Source organism: Pseudomonas syringae (assembly GCF_023278085.1).
Lineage (GTDB): Bacteria > Pseudomonadota > Gammaproteobacteria > Pseudomonadales > Pseudomonadaceae > Aquipseudomonas > Aquipseudomonas syringae_Q.
On record NZ_CP066265.1, the window covers coordinates 4681878 to 4701717 of the forward strand.

Consider the following 19840-nt stretch of genomic DNA (forward strand, 5'->3'; position numbering starts at 1 on the left):
GCCGACGTCTACCCTGACACTTGCGACCTCACAACAGCATAGATTCTTTCCGGTAAACAAGGTGTATTTTGATTGATGAAATTATGTTTCCTACTTGTGTGGTGCGCCCTCTGTGCCGAGCAGGACGCTCGAAAGAAAGAAATCTCCAACCTGCTGACAATTGGCGTATTTGCCATTGCCGCGGGCTATCTGATTGTTAATGGCCGGACCTGGCTGGGTGCAGCGCCTGCAGAGGCCGCGCTGGCCGTGTTGATTGCGCTGGGCCTGACGCTGCCTGGCTATGCGCTGGGCCGTCTGGGCGCTGGAGACGTCAAGCTGTTGGCGGCGCTGGCACTTGCATCGAACAGCACTTATCTGCTGGGTACGTTTATTGGCGCTGGTGTCGCCCTGCTGATATGGCTGGTCATTGGAGGCGCAGTATGGAACCTTATTCACCAAGGGCTTACGCGACGCTATACGTACATGAACCCGAAAGCGCCAGATAAATATCCCTTCTCGCCGTTTTTGTTTGTCGGGTTGCTGATGACGGCTGTCTTGATCCACTAGTCTGACTGTCCGGCTAATGCTATGTACATAGTCAGAAAGTGCAGCTACGTTTAAAGCGTCTATCTGAAAAGACTCACGCTCAAACACAGCTCAATCATGTTTTGCTGAATGGATTAAGTCCTTGATTCACTATTGAGGCATAACAGCATGGAGTAGCATGTGAATATATCCCGAATTACAAAAGTTCTGGTGGTTGATGACCAGCCTCTTGTCGTTGAAGAACTCTGCGAGTTTCTGGAGAGCAACGACTTTCAATGTGTGCGCTGCCGCTCAAGTCTGGAAGCCATAGAACAGTTCAGCCATGACAGCAGCATCGGAATTGTCCTGTGCGACCTGGAAATGCCCGGCATGAACGGCATCGAGATGGTCGAGGCCATGAAGCAGATCGGCGGCAAGATGCACCTGTTCGAGGCCATCATGCTGACCGGGCGGGCCGAAAAAAAGGACGTGATCAAAGCCTTGCGCGCAGGCATTGCCGATTATTACCAGAAACCGGTCAATCTGGAGGATCTGCTGGAAGGCGTGCGGCTCCAGCTGGAGGCGCTGGACGAGCGGCAGAAGAACCGGCAACAGTTGGGCCTGCTAAACGAAAAGCTTCAGCATCTGGCGGCGTCCATCGACGACCTCTACCAGAATCTGGACAACAGCCGATCGTCGCCACCCACCGAGCGCCGCACGCGCAGTGCGGCGCCAGACAACGCGCCGATGTCCATGGCGCTGGCCAAGCTCTCGCCTCGCCAGGTGGATGTGGCCCGCCTGGTCAGTACCGGGCTGACCAACTACCAGATCGCCTGCGAATTGGGGATTACTGAAAACACCGTAAAACTCTACGTATCGCAGGTGCTGCGTCTGACTCACATGCACAATCGCACGCAACTGGCCCTGGCGTTTTCACCCGGCAAAACCGCAGAACGGCAGCGCGCCATCGAAAATCAGGAGTGAAGCAGGATGACGCTACCGGTTACGCCTTCACCACCTGGTAAGGCGCATCCGACAGCGAGGAATGCACCTGATTGCGACCGGCATGCTTGGCGCGATACAACGCGATGTCAGCCTGGGATGCCAGGCTCAGGCTGTCGTCATGTGTGCCGAGGCAGACCACACCGGCACTGAAGGTACAGAACAGGTCGACAGGCTGCGCGGGATAATGAATTTCTGCGAAACGGTGACGAATTTCGTCGAGCACTTTATGCGCACTGTGGATATCGGTGTCCGGCATGACCACCGCGAATTCCTCGCCGCCGTAACGGCCAATGAAATCGGTTTTGCGCAAACGTTGCTTGAGAAACAGCGCCAGGCTTTTGATCACGCGGTCGCCCATCGGATGCCCGTGGCTGTCATTGACCCGCTTGAAGTGATCGATATCGAGCATGGCGAAGCACAGTGGCTTGTCTTCACGCCGCGCACGAAAGCTGCAATCTTCCAGCAGTTGCAGGATGTGCGTGTGATTGTAGAGCCCGGTCAGGCTGTCACGGACCATGCGCGCCTTCAGGCTGCGGGCCCTGGCGGCGCGATTGCGAACCGTGGTGATCAAATGGCGCGGCTTGATCGGCTTGGTCAGGAAGTCGTCGCCGCCTTCGCTCATGGCGTCGAGTTGCTTGTCCTGATCATCTTCAGCCGACAGGTAAATGATCGGCACACTGACATAACGGTCATTGTGCCGAATGACCTTGGCCAGCTCCGTTCCGGTACAGCCCGGCATGTACATGTCGAGAATGATCAGATCGGGTTGAAACTCGGCCAGCTCGGCCATCGCCTGAATCGGGTCGATCAACACCCGCGTCACGATACCGGCAGCATTCAGCACGCGCTCGGTGTGCAGCGCCTGGGCACGTGAGTCATCGATGATCAGCACCTTGTAAGGCTCGTATTGCGCTACACAGGTCAGGACTTCGATTTTTTCCAGCAGGCTCGACGCTTCCAGCGCACCGGTCAAAAATTCTTCACCGCCCGCCCGCACCGCAGCCAGCCGGGTAGGCGTATCAGTTTCGTGATGGCTGAAAAACAGCAAGGGCAGCTTCTGCTCCAGCCCTTCCTGGGCGATCGATGCCAGCTTCAAACCCTGGCCCGGACCGCCAAAGTCGACATCCATGACAATCGCCGCCGGATGTCGTTGCGCCATCGCTGCCTGGAAGTCAGACACATGGTGCAACGAAAGCGCAGCCAGACCGAAAAATTCCAGTTGCTTGGCCAGCCGCTCGGCGCGCTCGTCATCCTGAAGCACCACATACACCGGCTTGCGCAGCGGCGGCAGTGAAGTCTGTTCAAGCCTGTCGCCGTGCCTGAGCCCGGTACGCGACAGGCGCTGCATCAAACGATTGAGCTCGGTGATGGCGCTGCTGTTGAGGCGACCACGGTTGGCTTCGACGGCTTTAAGCGCCTGACTGATCTCGTGCGCCAGGGTGACATGCTCGACCTGCTCGAAGCGCTCGGCAAACCGCAGCAGACGCAGGGTCGACTCATTAAGCTCGGCCATATCAGCGAGCGACCATTCGGCTTTTTGCAGGCGTTGCCATGTCTCAAGAATCTGACGTGCCTGATGAATGACCCGTTGGGCAAAGTGATGCTTCAAGCGATCGCGACTGGGATCTTCGGGCTCTGTCATATTCAGACTACTATGGTTTTTCTGAGCAGCATGGCTGATGGCGCTATGCTAGCACCTCCGATACGACGGCAGCGCGCCGTAAGTCACTTATTTGACAACATTTGGATGGCGCTTAGCCATCACTCAAAATCAATCGACTGATAGATAAGAGCTATAAGCCTCAAGCTGCAAGCTGCAAGCTAAAAGCTACAGAGATTCGCTTTAGGCTTGAAGCTTGAAGCTTGAAGCTTGAAGCTTGAAGCTTGAAGCTCATAGCTTGAAGCTTGCCCCTCATAGCTTGAAACTGCTTAATGACGTTGCGGTCGAACGACTCGTGAAGCACTCAACTCAAGATCGAAAGGACCCTACCATGCTGGATTGGAAGAACCGCGCAGGCAGCTCGGGCGAGCGCACCGCTGATACCTCATCGGCCAAACGCCGAGGGTACCTGGGTAATTTGTTCTATAGCCGCGCGTTGGGCGCCTTGATCTTGATTTATCTGTTGGTCGCCTTGCTGGTCGGCTGGTACTGGAGCAAGGAACCGGCGCTGTTTCCGGTGCAACAGAACGCGCAAGCGGCCGCCGAGCGTGAAGGCAAGCAGATGGTCATCGGCTACACCACCGTCGAAACCCTGAAGTCCGTGGCGGGCACGCTGTTGAACAAGCCGGGTGGCTACCTGCTGAACGACAAACTGCCGCCGGGTGTCTGGCTCGACAACATTCCAAGCTGGGAATACGGCGTGCTGGTGCAGGTGCGAGACCTGAGCCGTGCGTTGCGCAAAGACTTCGCCCGCTCGCAGTCGCAGTCCGCTGAAGATGGCGATCTGGCACGTGCCGAGCCGCTTTTCAACGTGAAAGACGACACCTGGCTGTTCCCTTCCAGCGAGTCTCAATACGCCGAAGGCATCAAGGCTCTGAGCCGCTATCAGGCGCGGTTGTCCGATCCGAACCAGAAAGGCGCGCTGTTTTATGCGCGTGCCGACAACCTGAACAACTGGCTGGGCGATGTCGGTACTCGTCTGGGTTCGCTGTCGCAACGTCTGTCAGCCAGCGTGGGCCGGGTCAAACTGAACAGCACGCTGAAAACCGAGAGCAATATTTCAGTCAAGCCGGGCGAAGTGCCGCAGGTCGATGAGGAAATCGTCGAGACACCGTGGCTGCAGATCGACAACGTGTTCTACGAAGCACGCGGCCAGGCCTGGGCACTGTCGCACTTGCTGCGAGCGATCGAAGTGGACTTCGCCGACGTACTGGCCAAGAAGAACGCGACGGTCAGCGTGCGCCAGATCATTCGTGAGCTGGAAGCCTCGCAGGAGCCCATGTGGAGCCCGGTTATCCTCAACGGCAGCCCGTTCGGTGTGTTCGCCAACCACTCGCTGGTCATGGCCAACTATATTTCCCGGGCCAACGCTGCGGTGATCGACCTTCGCCAGTTGCTGAACCAGGGCTGATATGTCCATCCCACCGAACGAGGCCGCGCACCGCGCCGCCTCGGATGCCGAGCAGATCGCCTGGGTCGACGAGCAGGATCAACTGCTCGGCTCCAGGGTTCGCGCAGAGCTGCGCGAACAAGGTCTGATCGGGCGTGGCACCTATATTCTGCTGTTCAACAGCGCAGGCGAACTGTGTGTGCATCGACGCACCCTGAGCAAGGCCATTTACCCCGGTTACTGGGATGTGGCGGCAGGCGGCATGGTGCAGGCGGATGAGAGCTATGCCGAGTCCGCTGCTCGCGAGCTGGAAGAAGAGTTGGGGGTGAGCGGCGTGCCGTTGCAGGCCCATGAGCAGTTTTTCTTTGATCAGACGGGCAACCGGCTGTGGTGCGCGGTGTTTTCGGCTGTGTGGGACGGGCCGCTGACGCTGCAACCCGAAGAAGTGCTGGAGGCGCGCTTCATGCCTGTCGACGAAGTGTTGCGTGAGGCTGAACAGACTCCGTACTGCCCTGACTCGCTGGCTGCGCTGAAACGCTATCTGGATCAGGCTGCACATTTTTAGTAAAGCCCGGGTCCGGTAAAGCAAGTGTTCAGTAAATTGGCGCCTCCAGCCCCTTAGCAATCGGCCTGTTTGCCGTTACACTGCGCGACCTTTTTCAAACTGTGTCGGCCCCGCCGTCACAGTAGCGCTGCCCCTGCCAGAGTGGGGCTTCGCGGTCGATGGCTGGTATGAGCCCGACCCGTCTTCAGTCCTCAACAAGAGGATTTTGTGTGGCTAAAAAAGCCGCTTCTCTCGCCGCCCTCGGTGGCCTGGTGTTTTCAACCGACGCAGGGCGTCATTGCCCCGACTGTCGCCAACCTGTCGCTGACTGCACCTGCAAGCAGACTGCCGTTCCGGAAGGCGATGGCATCGCGCGCGTGCGCCGCGAAAGCAAAGGTCGTGGCGGCAAGACCGTCACCACCATCAGCGGCGTGCCACTGGCCGAAGAGCCGTTGAAGGAGCTGGCCAAAGCCCTCAAGCAACGCTGCGGCACAGGCGGGTCGCTCAAGGACGGCGTGATCGAGATTCAGGGCGATCATGTCGAGTTGCTGTTGGCAGAACTGGTCAAAAAGGGCTTCAAGGCCAAAAAGTCCGGCGGCTGAAGCCACCCATCAAATCGTCACTTCCACTCATTACACTGCGCGCAGCCCGCTTCAGGCTGGCGTAACGACTTCTTTATAGGGGACTTCGATGTCCGTACGACGCACACGCAAAGACGATGGCAGCCAGTGGACAGTTGCGGACAGCCGCAGCGTTTATGGTATTCGCCATTGGGGCGCGGGTTATTTTGCAATCAACGAAGCAGGTCGCGTTGAAGTTCGCCCGAACGGGCCGGACAGCTCGCCGATCGACCTCTACGAGCAGGTCGACAATCTGCGCAAGAGCGGCCTGTCGCTGCCCTTGCTGGTGCGCTTCCCTGACATCCTGCAAGACCGCGTGCGTCAGCTGACCGGTGCGTTCGACAGCAACATCGCGCGTCTGGAGTACCAGAGCCAGTACACCGCGCTGTACCCGATCAAGGTCAACCAGCAGGAAGCGGTGGTGGAAAACATCATTGCCACGCAGAACGTGTCCATCGGACTGGAAGCAGGCTCCAAGCCTGAACTGATGGCCGTGCTGGCATTGGCGCCCAAAGGCGGCACCATCGTCTGCAACGGTTACAAGGACCGCGAGTTCATCCGCCTGGCGCTGATGGGCCAGAAGCTGGGCCACAACGTCTTCATCGTCATCGAGAAAGAATCCGAAGTCGAACTGGTCATCGAAGAAGCCGCCGAGCTGAAAGTGGCTCCCCAGGTCGGCCTGCGTGTGCGCCTGTCGTCCCTGGCCTCGAGCAAATGGGCTGACACCGGTGGCGAGAAGTCCAAGTTCGGCTTGTCCGCCGCGCAATTGCTGTCAGTGGTCGAACGTTTCCGCAAGGCGGGGCTGGATCAGGGCATCCGCCTGCTGCACTTCCACATGGGCTCGCAGATCGCCAACCTGGCGGACTACCAGCACGGTTTCAAGGAAGCGATCCGCTATTACGGCGAACTGCGCAAACTCGGTCTGCCGGTGGATTACATCGACGTCGGTGGCGGTCTGGGCGTCGATTACGACGGCACGCACTCGCGCAACGCCAGCTCGATCAACTACGACATGGACGATTACGCCGGTGTCGTGGTCGGCATGCTCAAGGAATTCTGCGACGCGCAGGGCCTGCCGCATCCGCACATTTTCTCGGAAAGCGGCCGCTCGCTGACCGCTCACCACGCCATGCTGGTGGTTCAGGTGACTGACGTCGAGAAGCACAACGACGAAGTCCCGAAGATCGCCGACAAGGAAAGCCTGCCGGAAACCGTGCAATGGCTGGTTGACCTGCTGGGCCCGACCGACATAGAAATGGTCACCGAAACCTACTGGCGCGCCACGCACTACATGAGCGACATCGCCACCCAGTACGCCGACGGCAAGATCAGCCTGGCGGAAAAGGCACTGGGCGAGCAATGCTATTTCGCCGTCTGCCGCCGCCTGTACAACTCACTGAAGGCGCGGCAACGCTCGCACCGCCAGGTGCTCGACGAACTCAACGACAAGCTGGCCGACAAGTACATCTGCAACTTCTCGGTGTTCCAGAGCCTGCCGGACACCTGGGCCATCGGCCAGGTGCTGCCGATTCTGCCGCTGCATCGTCTGGACGAAGAACCGGTGCGTCGCGCCGTGCTGCAAGACCTGACCTGCGACTCCGACGGCAAGATCAAGCAATACGTCGACGAGCAAAGCATCGAGACCAGCATGCCGGTGCACTCGCTGAACGAAGGTGAAGACTATCTGCTGGGCATCTTCCTGGTGGGCGCCTATCAGGAAATTCTGGGTGACATGCACAACCTGTTCGGTGATACCGACTCGGTGAACATCTACCAGAACCCGGACGGCAGCGTGTACCACGCCGGTATCGAAACCCACGACACCATTGAAGACATGCTGCGCTACGTGCACTTGTCGCCGGAAGAACTGATGACCCATTACCGGGACAAAGTCGCCAGCGCCAAGATCACCCCACGCGAGCGCACCTACTTCCTCGACGCCCTGCGCCTGGGCCTGACGCGTTCCTCGTACCTGTCTTCCTGACGGTAATCCTGACGCTCGTGCCAATGCTGGAGTATTGGCACGAGCATTTCGTAACGACCGTGTCAATGCTCTGGCAAGACAGTCAGCAGGTATCAAGTCCAGACGTGTGCATAACGACATCAACTCAACCAACGTAGTCCCCCGCCTCTTCCCTCTGTAGGCAACGTCCTTTTCTGCCTCTCCGCGCACTGCGCTACCCGCCTTCTCCGCCAGAATCCGCGACCGCATTCCCGGTAGAGACATCTTTATGCCCGACCCAGCCAGCGCGCCGTTTTTTCGTTTGGAAATCGCCCGCCTGTATCGCCGCTTCGACGTCATATCATTCAGTGCGAAGGAGGCCATCAGCCAGCCGTTTTTGTTCGAAATCGAGATTCTCGGCGACGGCTTCGATATGGACCTGGTCAGCCTGATGTACAAACCGGCCTACCTGAGCACAGACGACGAGCCGGGTTTTCACGGGCAGATCCACAGCGCAACACGCAGTCATTACCAACCCGGCCCGGCGTACTACACGCTGACCATGGGGCCGCGGTTGAGCTGCCTGGGCCTGCGTTATACCTCACGCATCTTTCAGCACATGACTGCGCCGCGCATCATCGCCCAGGTGCTGGACGAACACGGGCTGGGGAACGGCTATCGCTTTGACCTGAATACCGAGTGCCGAGAGCGCGAATGCTGCGTGCAGTATCACGAATCCGATCTGCAACTGGTGCATCGTCTGTGTGCAGACGAAAACATCCATTATCACTTCGTCCATTCGAGACGCCACCATCAACTGGTCTTCGGGAAGGACGGCTTCGCACCGCCTGCACGACCGCCAAGGCCGCCGATTGCACCACTGCAACGGGCCTGGCTGATGGGCCCGTGTGGCGAACACGTCAGGCGCGATGCATCAGGACGGGTGCAGGTGCGGTTCGAATGGGACATACACGCCCGTGCCAATTGCTGGCTGAACATTGTGCCGGGGCTGGACTTCGCCTGCCTGGGTGGCATGCCGGTGCTGGTGAGCTTTGCCGAGGATGATTCACAGCCGCCGCTGATCACCGGCTGCCTTCAGGCACCGAGCGGGGAACGACTGGCCAGTCTTGAGCCGCCCCATAACAACGACGAGCCCTCACCGGGCAACAACATTCATATGCGCCTCGACTGGCAGACGATTTCGGGCGAGCAAAGGCGCCTGCAATTGCAGGACGGCACCCACGTAGAGATCGGCAAAGGCAGCGAGCTGACCGTGAAAACCGGGCAAAGCACGCTGCGCTTTGACCACGACGGCATTGCGCTGAGCAGCCCGCGCATCAGCTTTACCGGCAAGACAAACGACCAGCCGGGTGATCCGGATGCCTCTGGCTGACGTAGCGGTAAAACTGCGGCAACCGGGGCGTATCGCGGCGGTCTCAGGTATATCCGAACCATTTGTCAGAGCCCACACCATGATCCGAGTGATTTTCCTGACACTGCTGAGCACCGCGTTACTGGCAGCCCTGGCGGGCTGTTCACCGTTGACGCTGCTCAACACCCTGAACCCCAACGGCCCCGTCGACCAGGTGGCCGGGCTGAGCTATGGGCCGGACCCGCGCAACAGGCTGGACATCTACACGCCGCAATCGAAACCAGCCAATGCGCCGGTGGTGGTGTTTTTCTATGGCGGAAGCTGGAACACCGGTTCCAGGACTGATTACGCATTCGTCGGCCAGGCGCTGGCGGCACGCGGTATCGTCACCGTCATTGCCGACTACCGGCTTTATCCACAGGTGCGCTACCCGAGCTTTCTCGAAGACTCGGCCCAGGCGCTGGCCTGGACGTATAAACACATCAAAACCTACGGCGGCGACCCCGGACGCCTGTACGTGATGGGCCATAGTGCAGGGGCCTACAACGCGGCGATGCTGGCGCTTGATCCGCGCTGGCTGGGCGGAGAAGGATTATCGCCTGCCATCCTCAGTGGCTGGATCGGGCTGGCCGGGCCTTACGACTTCCTGCCCATCGAGAATCCGGAGGTGAAACCGGTGTTCTTCTTCCCCGACTCACCGCCCGATTCGCAGCCGATCAATCACGTCAGCTCGAACGCACCGCCTGCGTTGTTGATGGCGTCGAATACCGACACGCTGGTCAACCCCAAACGCAACACCGGCGGCCTGGCACAGAAGCTGCGCGCGGCGGACGTGCCGGTTCGCGACCTGTACTTCTCGCGCACCAACCACGGCACGCTGGTGGGCGCATTTGCCAAACTGTTGAGTCGCCTGGCACCGGTTGCGGACGAGGTGGAGATGTTCGTCAACAACACGCCGCAAAAGCACCCGCCTGCGAAATCAACGGCTCAGTGAGTGAACCAGCCATCGCTGCGCGTCAGACGCCAGGCAATCGTGCCCAGACTCAGACCGCGCAGCAGGGTAAACGCCAGAAAGGTCAGCCACAGCGCATGATTGCCGTGGCTGGAGGCCAGCCAGGCAACCGGCGCGATGCCCGCCGCGCTGATCAGCATCGCGTTGCGCATCTCGCGGGCCCGGGTGGCACCGATGAACAGCCCGTCGAGCAGATAGCTCCAGACGGCGAGCAACGGCATCAGCGCCAGATACGGCAAATAGATGATCGCAGTCTCACGGACCTCGGGGATGTCGGTTTGCAGGCTGACGAACCAATGCCCGCCCGCCAGAAACAACAGTGCAAAACCCACGCTGGCAATCAGTGACCAACCGCCTGCCACCGCCAGTGAGCGGCGCAACGTGTTGCGGTCGCGAGCGCCGATGGCGTGACCGCACAATGCTTCAACCGCATGCGCCAGGCCGTCCAGTGCATGGGCCGTCAACAGCAGGCCGTTGAGCAGCAATGCGTTGGCGGCAACCGTTGCATCCCCGAGACGAGCGCCCTGCACGGTGATCAGAAACATGACCGATTGCAGCGCCAGTGTGCGCAGAAAAATATCGCGATTGACCGCCAGCAACGGCCGCCAGTTGCTCCACAGCTTCAGTGCCGACCAGACAATCTGACCGGGCCAGGCGCGCAGAGTCTTGCGCGCCAGCAGCAGACCGAGCACCACGCCGGTCCACTCCGCCAGTACCGATGCGCGGGCCGAGCCGACCACGCCCCAGTCCAGACCGATGACGAACCACAGATTCAGCACGATGTTGACCACATTGGTAACCAACAGAATCGCCAGCGGCGCACGGGCGTTCTGCGTGCCGAGAAACCAGCCGACCAGCGCGTAAGTGGCCAGCGCGGCAGGCAGGCCGAACAGCCGGGTGTGGAAGAAATCCAGGGTCATCTGCTGCAGATCGGCAGACGGCTGCATCATCGCCAGCGCCAGATGGCTGAACGGCAAGGCGATCACGCCCAGCAGTAACGCCAGGCCAACGGCCAGCAACAGCCCCTGCAACAAAATCCGCCGCAACGCCGCACTGTCGCTGCGCCCCGCCGCCTGCGCGGCAAAACCGGTGGTGCCCATGCGCAGAAAGCCCATGGCCCAGGCGAGAAAGGTATACAGCGTTGACCCCACCGCCACAGCGCCTAACTGATGCGCATGCGGCAAATGGCCGATCACCGCGCTGTCGACCAACGCCACCAGCGGCACGGAAATGTTCGACAGAATCATCGGCGCCGCCAGCGCCCAGACGCGACGATGGGTTGAGCGATGACGCCAATCGTTAAGCAACGTGGACATGAGAACTCCCGGCAAGGCGGGCATTGTAGCCAGAGTGCAAGGGCTATGTAGCTTAACTATCGTGCCGACGCTCTGCGCGCCAAAGGTGTCAGGGCGCACACTGCTCTATCCGAGAGTAATACTTGTCACCTCGACTGTTATATAGTCGCCTCCTCTCTACCGTTGCCGATGAGTGCCCACATGTTAAACAAAGGATTGTTTCTGGCGTGCGCGCTTGCGCTGCTGAGTGCCTGCGACTCCTCGACGCCAGACAAACCCGCGTCGAGCGCGGCCCCTGCCACTCAGGCAGCGGTTCCCGAGGCCCAGCCCAAACCCGCGGTCGACCTCGCCGCGCTGAGCAAGCGCTATGCCGGGCGCGAGCTGACGGTCATCGACGTCTCGGAAATCCAGGTAGACGGCGCCAGTACGCTGTCGGTGAGCTTTTCGGTTCCGCTGGACCCGGAGCAGAAGTTCGCTGAGAAACTGCATCTGGTGGACAGCAAGAACGGCAAGGTCGACGGCGCCTGGGAGCTGTCGGAAAACCTCATGGAGCTGCGTCTGCGCCATCTGGAGCCGCAGCGCAAGCTGGTACTGACCGTCGATGCCGGTCTGCTGGCGGTTAACAAGGCTACACTCGCGGCCGAATACATCAGCCGTCTGGAAACCCGCGACCTGCAGCCCACTGTCGGCTTCGCCAGCCGTGGCAGCCTGTTGCCGACACGTCTGGCCGAAGGCCTGCCGGTCATTGCCCTGAATGTCGACAAAGTGGATGTCGAGTTCTTCAGGGTCAAACCCGATTCGATGCCCAACTTCCTCGCCCAATGGGATGGCGCGTCGAGCCTGTCCAGCTACGGCTCCGAAGAGCTGCTGCCCATGGCGGATCTGGTCTACGGCGGCCGTTTCGACCTCAAGCCCGCGCGCAATACGCGTGAAACCGTGCTGCTGCCGATTGCCGGTATCAAGGCGCTGCAACAACCGGGCGTCTACCTGGCCGTAATGCGCGCGTCCGGCACTTACAGCTACTCGCAACCGGCCACCCTGTTCACCCTCAGCGATATCGGCCTGTCGGTCCACCGCTACAGCAATCGTCTGGACGTGTTCACTCAGGCGCTGGAAGGCGGCAAAGCCCTCGGTGAAGTGAGCGTCGATGTCTATGACGACAACGGCAAAGTGGTCGCCCAAGGCAAGACCGACGGCGATGGCCATGCGCAATTGCCGCTGCCCGCCAAGGCTGCGGTGGTGCTGGCGCACAAGGACGAACAAACCAGCATGCTACGCCTGAACAGCTCGGCGCTGGACCTGGCCGAATTCGATATCTCCGGCCCGCAGGCACACCCGCTGCAATTCTTCATTTTCGGCCCGCGTGACCTGTATCGCCCTGGCGAGACCGTGCTGCTCAATGGCCTGCTGCGGGACAGCGATGGCAAGCACGTCAAACCACAACCGATCACCGTCGAAGTGCGCCGCCCAGACGATCAGGTCAGCCGCAAATTTGTCTGGGAAGCCGATAGCAACGGCTTCTACCAATACCCCTTGCAGCTTGCTGAAGAAGCGCCGACCGGCCGCTGGCAACTGGTGTTCGATCTGGGCGACGGCAAACCGCAGCTTTACGAGTTCAAAGTCGAAGACTTCCTGCCCGAGCGTCTGGCCCTGGAACTCAAGGGTAGCGACACGCCTGTGGCACCCGCCGACGACCCGCAGTTCGACATCACCGGCCGCTACCTGTACGGCGCGCCTGCCTCGGGCAACAGCCTGACCGGTCAGGTTTACGTGCGTCCGTTGCGCGAAGCGGTGGCCAAATTGCCGGGCTACCAGTTCGGCTCCATCACCGAACAAGACCTCAAGCATGATCTGGAGCTTGAGCCAGTCACCCTCGATGCCGAGGGCCATTCGACGCTCTCGGTGAAGACCGAATGGGCAGAGGCCAAATCGCCGTTGCAACTGATTCTGCAAGCCAGCCTGCAAGAGTCCGGCGGTCGTCCGATCACTCGCCGTCTGGTGCAGCCCATCTGGCCTGCCGAGCAACTGCCCGGCGTGCGGGCGCTGTTTGGCAGCACCACGGGCGGCGAAGACTACGACGACGAAGCCGGCAAGGGCGAGGCCCAGACCAATGGCGATGGCCCGGCCGAATTCGAAATCGTCATGGCCGATGCCGCAGGCAACAAACTGGCCGCCGATAACATCAAAGTCCGTTTGATCCGTGAGCGCCGCGACTACTACTGGAACTACTCGGCCGATGATGGCTGGAGCTACCATTTCAACGAGAAATTCCTCAACCTGAACGAGGAAACCGTCACGATCACCAAGGACTCCACGGCCAAAATCAGCTTCCCGGTCGAATGGGGCCCCTACCGCGTCGAAGTGGAAGATCCGTCCACCGGCATGGTCAGCAGCCTGCGTTTCTGGGCCGGTTATCGCTGGCAGGACAATACCGACGGCGGTGCGGTCAGGCCTGATCAGGTCAAACTGGCGCTGGACAAGCCTGCCTATAACGATGGCGACACGGCCAAGGTCACAGTGACGCCGCCCGCCGCGGGCAAGGGTTACCTGTTGATCGAGTCCAGCGAAGGTCCGCTGTGGTGGAAAGAAATCGACGTACCGGCCGAAGGCAAGTCGTATGACATCCCGCTCGACAAGCAATGGGCGCGTCACGACTTGTATGTCACCGCGCTGGTGATTCGTCCCGGCGAGCGCAAGGCCAATGTCACGCCGAAGCGCGCCGTGGGTGTGCTGCACCTGCCGCTGGACCGCGCCCAACGCAAACTGGCGCTGACCGTCACCGCGCCGGAGAAGATGCGCCCCAAACAGCCGCTCACCCTCAAGGTTGCCGCGAAGAATGCTGACGGCAGCGTGCCCAAACAAGTCCACGTGCTGGTGTCGGCGGTGGACGTCGGGATCCTCAATATCACTGGTTACGCCACGCCCGACCCGTTTGCCAGCCTGTTCGGTCGCAAGCAATACGGCGCAGATCAACTGGATATCTACGGCCAGTTGATCGAAGCCGGCCAAGGGCGTCTGGCAAGCATGGCGTTCGGCGGCGATGCGCTGGCCAAGGGCGGCAAACGTCCGGACACCAGTGTCACCATCGTCGCGCTGCAAAGTGCCCCGGTCACGCTGAATGACGCGGGCGAAGGTGAGGTCAGCGTCGACATCCCAGACTTCAACGGCGAACTGCGGATCATGGCGCAGGCCTGGACCGACGAGCGCTACGGCATGGCCGAGGCGAAAACCGTGGTGGCCGCGCCGATCATCGCCGAGCTGTCGACACCGCGCTTTCTGGCCGGTGGTGACCAGACCAGCATTGCGCTGGACATCTCTAACCTGTCGGGCAAGGCACAGAAGCTGGACGTGAAAATCAGCGCCGAAGGCCAGTTGAGCATGCCCGGCGGCGATCAGAGCAAGCCGTTGCAGCTCAAGCAAGGCCAGCGCGTGACCCTGAAAGTGCCGGTGCTGGCGCAGGGTGGTCTGGGCCAGGGCAAGATCAAGGTGCAGGTGGAAGGTCTGGACCTGCCGGGCGAAAACCTGCCTGCCTTCACTCGCGAGTGGACGGTTGGCGTGCGTCCTGCCTACCCGGCGATGCTCAAGCATTACCGCGCCACCCTCAACGATCAGACCTGGAGCCTGCCGGAAGGCGCGCTGGAAGCGTTCGAACCTGCCGGTCGTGAAGCGCTGCTGTCGCTGTCGAGCCGTCCGCCGCTGAACCTCGGCGAACAGATTCGCGCACTGAAAGCCTACCCTTACGGTTGCCTGGAACAGACCGCCAGCGGCCTGTATCCATCGCTGTACGCCGATGCCGCAACCCTCAAGCGCCTGGGCCTGACTGGCGAGCCAGATGCCGAACGCAAGCGCAAAGTCGAAATCGGTATCGAGCGCTTGCTGGGCATGCAGCGCTACAACGGCAGCTTTGGCCTGTGGGGCGCGGACGGCGACGAAGAATACTGGCTGACCGCCTACGTCACCGACTTCCTGCTGCGCGCCCGCGATCAGGGCTTCGCTGTGCCACCGGATGCGCTGAAGAAAGCCAACGAGCGCCTGCTGCGTTATTTGCAGGATGCCGGTCAGATTCAGGTCAATTACAGCCAGAACGCCGAACATACCCGCTTTGCCGTACAGGCTTACGCCGGGCTGGTGCTGTCACGCAGCCAACAGGCACCGCTGGCGGCATTGCGCAGCCTGTTCGACCGCCGCAGCGATGCGCGCTCGGGCCTGCCGCTGGTGCAACTGGCGGTGGCTCTGGAGAAAATGGGCGACAAGCCGCGTGCCGATCTGGCCTTGACCGCAGGTCTGGCGGTCGGTCGCAAGAACGAATGGCTGGCCGACTACGGCAGCTCGCTGCGTGACCAAGCGCTGATTCTGGCCTTGCTGGAAGAAAACGACCTCGCCAAAGACAAGCGTGATGAGCGCCTGTTTGCCTTGGCGGATGAAGTGGCTGCCAGCCGCTACCTGTCCACTCAGGAAAGCAACTCGCTGTTCCTGGCGGGTCGCAACCTGTTGAGCAAACCGGAGAAGGACTGGACCGCGAGCATCGCCAGCGGCACCGAAACCCGTGAGCTGAGCAACCAACAGCCGGGTCTCAAGCTGGACGGTACACTGCTGGGCTCACCGCTTACGGTTCACAATCAAGGCAGCGAGCCGCTGTATCAGCAACTGACCGTTTCCGGTTATCCAACCCAGCCACCTGCGGCCGGTGGCGAGAACCTGAGTATCCGTCGCGAATACCTGAGCCTGAGCGGCGCGCCCTTGAACGTCGGCGCGCTGAAAACCGGGCAACTGGTGCTGGTGCATCTGGAGATCGGTGCCAAGCAGCGCGTGCCGGATGCCTTGGTGGTGGACTTGCTGCCCGCAGGCCTGGAACTGGAAAACCAGAACCTCGCACAAAGCTCGGCCAGCCTGGAGGATGCCAGCGAAGAGGTGAAAACCATTCGTGAATCGATGGAAAACGCCGGGATCAAGCATCAGGAATATCGCGGCGACCGTTACGTGGCTGCGCTGGACATCGACGGCAGCAGCGTGCACCTGCTCTATCTGGCACGCGCAGTCACACCGGGCACTTATCGCGTACCGCCGCCACAGGTGGAATCGATGTACCGCCCGAACTGGCAGGCCCTGGGCGAAGCGCCCGCGCAGATGGTGGTGAAGGGCAAGTGATCGCTAATTGATTGGAACGCGCCACTGTAGGAGCGAACTTGTTCGCGAAAGGGCCGGTACATCCGCTGAAAATGTACCGGCCGGAATGAAGCTTTCGCGAACAAGTTCGCTCCTACAGAGAAAGAGCGCGGTACGTCTGCTGATGATGCATCGGCCGGAAACAGAGCCTTCGCGAACGGGCAGGAGCGATCCGCATTGTTCGCGAAAGGGCCGGTACATCCGCTGAAGATGTACCGGCCGGAATAGAGCCTTCGCGAACAAGTTCGCTCCTACAAATGCCCACTGCGCTGGTCCAATTCGCTCCCACAGGTGGGGCAGAGTTAGCACATCAATGAATAATCCAGCTCAGCAACCAGAGGCCTAGCGCCAGCCAGATGATCCCGAGGATGATAGAAGCCCGCATGAACGCCCGGACGGCCGAGTACAGCAGCATCAGGCCGATGATCAGGGCGACGATGCTGATCAGAGAGGTGTCCATGCCGAGCGTGCGCGACAGGCCGTCGACAAAATTTCCTCCCGCATGGGTAAACCCGTTGAACAACCACGCAAAGCCGTCGATGAAGAAACGAATCACCGCGCCGATGGCCTGCCCTAGCCATTCAAAAAAGCCTTCTACCTGCATATGTACGTCCTGATTGGGGTCGTGAAGAAAATGATCTGTCCGCTTTGGCCGTCGCCAGGGATTCAGGTTCCGTGGATCATAAAGGCTCTTTGCGTTGAAACCTGAATTTCTTATGCGCCTCGTGCAAAAAATCAAATGGCTGACAGGCGCCATGTTGTTCCTGATCGCCCTGCTCTGGCTCGCTGATCGCCTGTGGCCGTTGCCTCTGCCCAAGGACGATCTGGCGCGTGTCGTGCTGGCCGAAGACGGCACGCCGTTATGGCGTTTCGCCGATGCCAATGGTGTGTGGCGCTACCCGGTCACTCATGCCCAGGTATCGCCGTACTACCTTGAAGCGCTGCTGACCTATGAAGACCGCTGGTTCTACCGTCATCCCGGCGTGAACCCGCTGGCGCTGGTGCGCGCCAGTTGGCAGAACCTCAGCGGGACGCGGGTGGTGTCCGGCGGCAGCACACTGTCGATGCAGGTTGCGCGGCTGCTCGACCCGCATTCACGCACCCTGCCCGGCAAATTTCGCCAACTGTGGCGCACGTTGCAGCTTGAGTGGCATTTGTCGAAAGATCAGATTCTCGACCTGTACCTCAATCGCGCGCCGTTTGGCGGCACGCTGCAAGGTGTGGCCGCTGCCAGTTGGACGTATCTGGGCAAATCGCCGCAAAACCTGACCCGTGCCGAAGCCGCGTTGTTGGCGGTGCTGCCGCAGGCGCCGAGCCGTCTGCGCCCTGATCGTCATCCGCAGCGCGCGCAACTGGCCCGCGACAAGGTGCTCAAGCGACTGGCCGAGTTCCAGGTATGGCCGCAGGGCGCCGTCGACGAAGCGCTGGAGGAACCGTTGTGGCTGGCGCCGCGACAAGAGCCGAGCCTTGCGCCACTGCTGGCCCGACGCCTGAATCGGCCGAACAGCCCACCGCTGATCCGCACCACGCTGGATGCCACGCTGCAACGGCGCATGGAAGACTTGCTGATGGGCTGGCGGGCGCGGCTGCCGGAGCGTACCTCGGCGGCGATTCTGGTGGTCGAGGCGGAGAACATGGCGGTGCGCGCCTACGTGGGCTCGGTGGACATCAACGATGCCAGGCGTTTCGGCCATGTGGACATGGTCACCGCACTGCGTTCTCCGGGCTCGACGCTTAAACCGTTTCTGTACGGTATGGCGATGGACGCCGGGCTGATTCACTCCGAATCACTGATGCAGGATGTGCCGCGTCGTTATGGCGATTACCGGCCGGGCAATTTCTCGACCGGTTTCGGTGGGCCGGTGGCGGCCAGTTCGGCGCTGTCGATGTCACTCAATCTGCCGGCTGTGCAACTGCTGGAAGTCTATGGCCCGAAACGCTTTGCCGCCGAACTGCGCAATGGCGGCGTGCCGCTGACCTTGCCGCCGCTGGCCGAACCCAGTCTGGCGCTGATTCTGGGGGGTGCCGGCAGCCGGCTGGAAGATCTGGTGACCGGGTACAGCGCCTTTGCCCGGGGCGGTCGAAGTGCCGATGTGCGACTGCAACCGCAGGACCGGCTGCGCGAACGGCGGATGATGTCGCCGGGGGCCGCGTGGATTATCCGTCGTATTCTCAGCGGTCAGTCGCGGCCGGATATTGATCCGCGGGCAGAGCTGGTGCAGCGTCCGCAACTGGCCTGGAAGACCGGCACCAGTTATGGCTTCCGTGATGCCTGGGCGATTGGTGTAGGGCCGCGCTTTCTGGTGGGCGTGTGGATCGGCAGGCCGGACGGTACGCCGGTGCCGGGGCAGTTCGGACTGGCTTCCGCCGCACCGCTGATGCTTCAGGTTCACGATGTACTGGTCAATCGCGACAGCCAGCGCGGGATTGCGGCGCCGGTGCAACCAGTGCCGTTGAACGTCGGTGTGGCGGCGATCTGCTGGCCGCTGGGTCAGCCGATTAGCAAGAGCGACCCGAATTGCCGCCGCCAGCGCTTCGCCTGGACGCTGGACAGCACCACGCCGCCGACCTTGCAAGCAGCCGATCAACCGCTCGGGCTGGGTTTGCAGGAGCGAATCTGGGTCAATGCCAAGGGTTTGCGGGTCGGCGCCAGTTGCCCGGATGCCCAGCCGCAGGATATCGCCCTGTGGCCGGCGCCGCTGGAACCCTGGCTGCCCAAGGCGGAACGCCGTGAAACAAGGCTGCCGCCCGCCGACCCGGATTGCCCGCCGCAGAACCTGAACCTTGCACCGCCACTGAGCATCGTCGGCGTGCGCGAAGGCGACAACCTGCGCCTGCCCGCTACCAGCCGCCAGGCCCTGCGCCTGAAACTCTCGGCGTTGGGCGGCAGCGGACGACGCTGGTGGTTCATCGACGGCGCGCCGCTGGCAGACACCGACACCCGGCAAGATTTCACCCCGACCCTGAACAAACCAGGGCGTTATCAACTGAGCGTCCTGGACGAAAGCGGCCAGACGGCAAGGGTTGAATTCAGCGTGGTGGAGTGAGGAGTGTGACGCCGAGCATCAAGACCGACGTTCAGCGTTATACACAAGTCCAACTGACTCTCGTGCCAATGCTCCGCGTTGGCACGCATTGGGTGACGCTCCGCGTCACAAAGCTGCAGCCTGGCGCGGTATCAAAGCGCAAAGGAGTCGCAGGCTTTAGTGCTGCCTATATCTTGGGCCGGGTTGAGTGATGCGCCATGGCTGCAATGTGACGCAGAGCGTCACGAACTGCATTCCCACGCGGAGCGTGAGGAACGATAGGTGTCCGGGAGAACATTTCTCG

At 60.9% G+C, this 19840-nt stretch carries 13 protein-coding genes; 10 read left to right on the plus strand and 3 right to left on the minus strand.

Annotation, left to right across the window (positions count from 1 at the left end):
• Positions 1-75: 75 nt before the first annotated feature.
• Both I9H07_RS20890 and I9H07_RS20895 read left to right on the plus strand, forming a co-directional pair.
• Complete coding sequence (locus tag I9H07_RS20890; RefSeq protein WP_024674548.1) at positions 76-546, plus strand: prepilin peptidase; 471 nt, start codon at positions 76-78, stop codon at positions 544-546.
• Between the two features lie 159 nt (positions 547-705).
• A complete protein-coding gene (locus tag I9H07_RS20895; RefSeq protein ID WP_024674549.1) occupies positions 706-1488 on the plus strand; it encodes a response regulator transcription factor in 783 nt (260 codons plus the stop codon).
• Between the two features lie 19 nt (positions 1489-1507).
• Here I9H07_RS20895 and I9H07_RS20900 read toward each other — a convergent pair whose 3' ends face one another.
• Positions 1508-3151 (minus strand): response regulator, encoded by a 1644-nt coding sequence (locus I9H07_RS20900; protein WP_024674550.1) that lies wholly within the window; start codon positions 3149-3151, stop codon positions 1508-1510.
• Between the two features lie 349 nt (positions 3152-3500).
• Between I9H07_RS20900 and I9H07_RS20905 the strand changes: the two genes are divergently transcribed.
• The 6 genes from I9H07_RS20905 (at position 3501) to I9H07_RS20930 (ending at position 10031) form a co-directional block, all read left to right on the plus strand.
• Positions 3501-4580 (plus strand): DUF2333 family protein, encoded by a 1080-nt coding sequence (locus I9H07_RS20905; protein ID WP_024674551.1) that lies wholly within the window; start codon positions 3501-3503, stop codon positions 4578-4580.
• A 1-nt stretch (position 4581) separates the two neighbouring features.
• Complete coding sequence (locus I9H07_RS20910; RefSeq protein WP_024674552.1) at positions 4582-5124, plus strand: NUDIX hydrolase; 543 nt, start codon at positions 4582-4584, stop codon at positions 5122-5124.
• Between the two features lie 209 nt (positions 5125-5333).
• Positions 5334-5705 (plus strand): translation initiation factor Sui1, encoded by a 372-nt coding sequence (locus I9H07_RS20915; protein ID WP_058825274.1) that lies wholly within the window; start codon positions 5334-5336, stop codon positions 5703-5705.
• Positions 5706-5793: 88 nt separating this feature from the next.
• Entirely contained in the window at positions 5794-7707 is a 1914-nt protein-coding gene (speA, locus tag I9H07_RS20920; RefSeq protein ID WP_024674554.1) for an arginine decarboxylase, read from the plus strand.
• Between the two features lie 247 nt (positions 7708-7954).
• Positions 7955-9058, plus strand: a complete 1104-nt coding sequence (locus I9H07_RS20925) for a contractile injection system protein, VgrG/Pvc8 family (protein WP_058392506.1) — start codon at positions 7955-7957, stop codon at positions 9056-9058.
• 79 nt (positions 9059-9137) lie between these two features.
• Entirely contained in the window at positions 9138-10031 is an 894-nt protein-coding gene (locus tag I9H07_RS20930) for an alpha/beta hydrolase (protein WP_058392507.1), read from the plus strand.
• On the opposite strand, the gene I9H07_RS20935 is transcribed toward I9H07_RS20930, so the two are convergent.
• Positions 10025-11365, minus strand: coding sequence for an MATE family efflux transporter (locus I9H07_RS20935; protein WP_024674557.1), 1341 nt, complete (start codon positions 11363-11365; stop codon positions 10025-10027). The two genes, I9H07_RS20930 and I9H07_RS20935, sit on opposite strands and share 7 nt — an antisense overlap.
• 180 nt (positions 11366-11545) lie before the next feature.
• On the opposite strand from I9H07_RS20935, the gene I9H07_RS20940 reads away from it, so the two are divergent.
• Positions 11546-16492: an alpha-2-macroglobulin family protein gene (locus tag I9H07_RS20940; protein ID WP_236423726.1), complete on the plus strand. Its 4947-nt coding sequence runs from the start codon at positions 11546-11548 to the stop codon at positions 16490-16492.
• 328 nt (positions 16493-16820) lie between these two features.
• Here the strand turns inward: I9H07_RS20940 and I9H07_RS20945 are convergent, their stop codons facing one another.
• A complete protein-coding gene (locus I9H07_RS20945) occupies positions 16821-17114 on the minus strand; it encodes a hypothetical protein (RefSeq protein WP_024644152.1) in 294 nt (97 codons plus the stop codon).
• A gap of 94 nt (positions 17115-17208) precedes the next feature.
• Between I9H07_RS20945 and pbpC the strand changes: the two genes are divergently transcribed.
• Entirely contained in the window at positions 17209-19557 is a 2349-nt protein-coding gene (gene pbpC, locus I9H07_RS20950) for a peptidoglycan glycosyltransferase PbpC (RefSeq protein ID WP_236423725.1), read from the plus strand.
• Positions 19558-19840 lie beyond the last annotated feature (283 nt).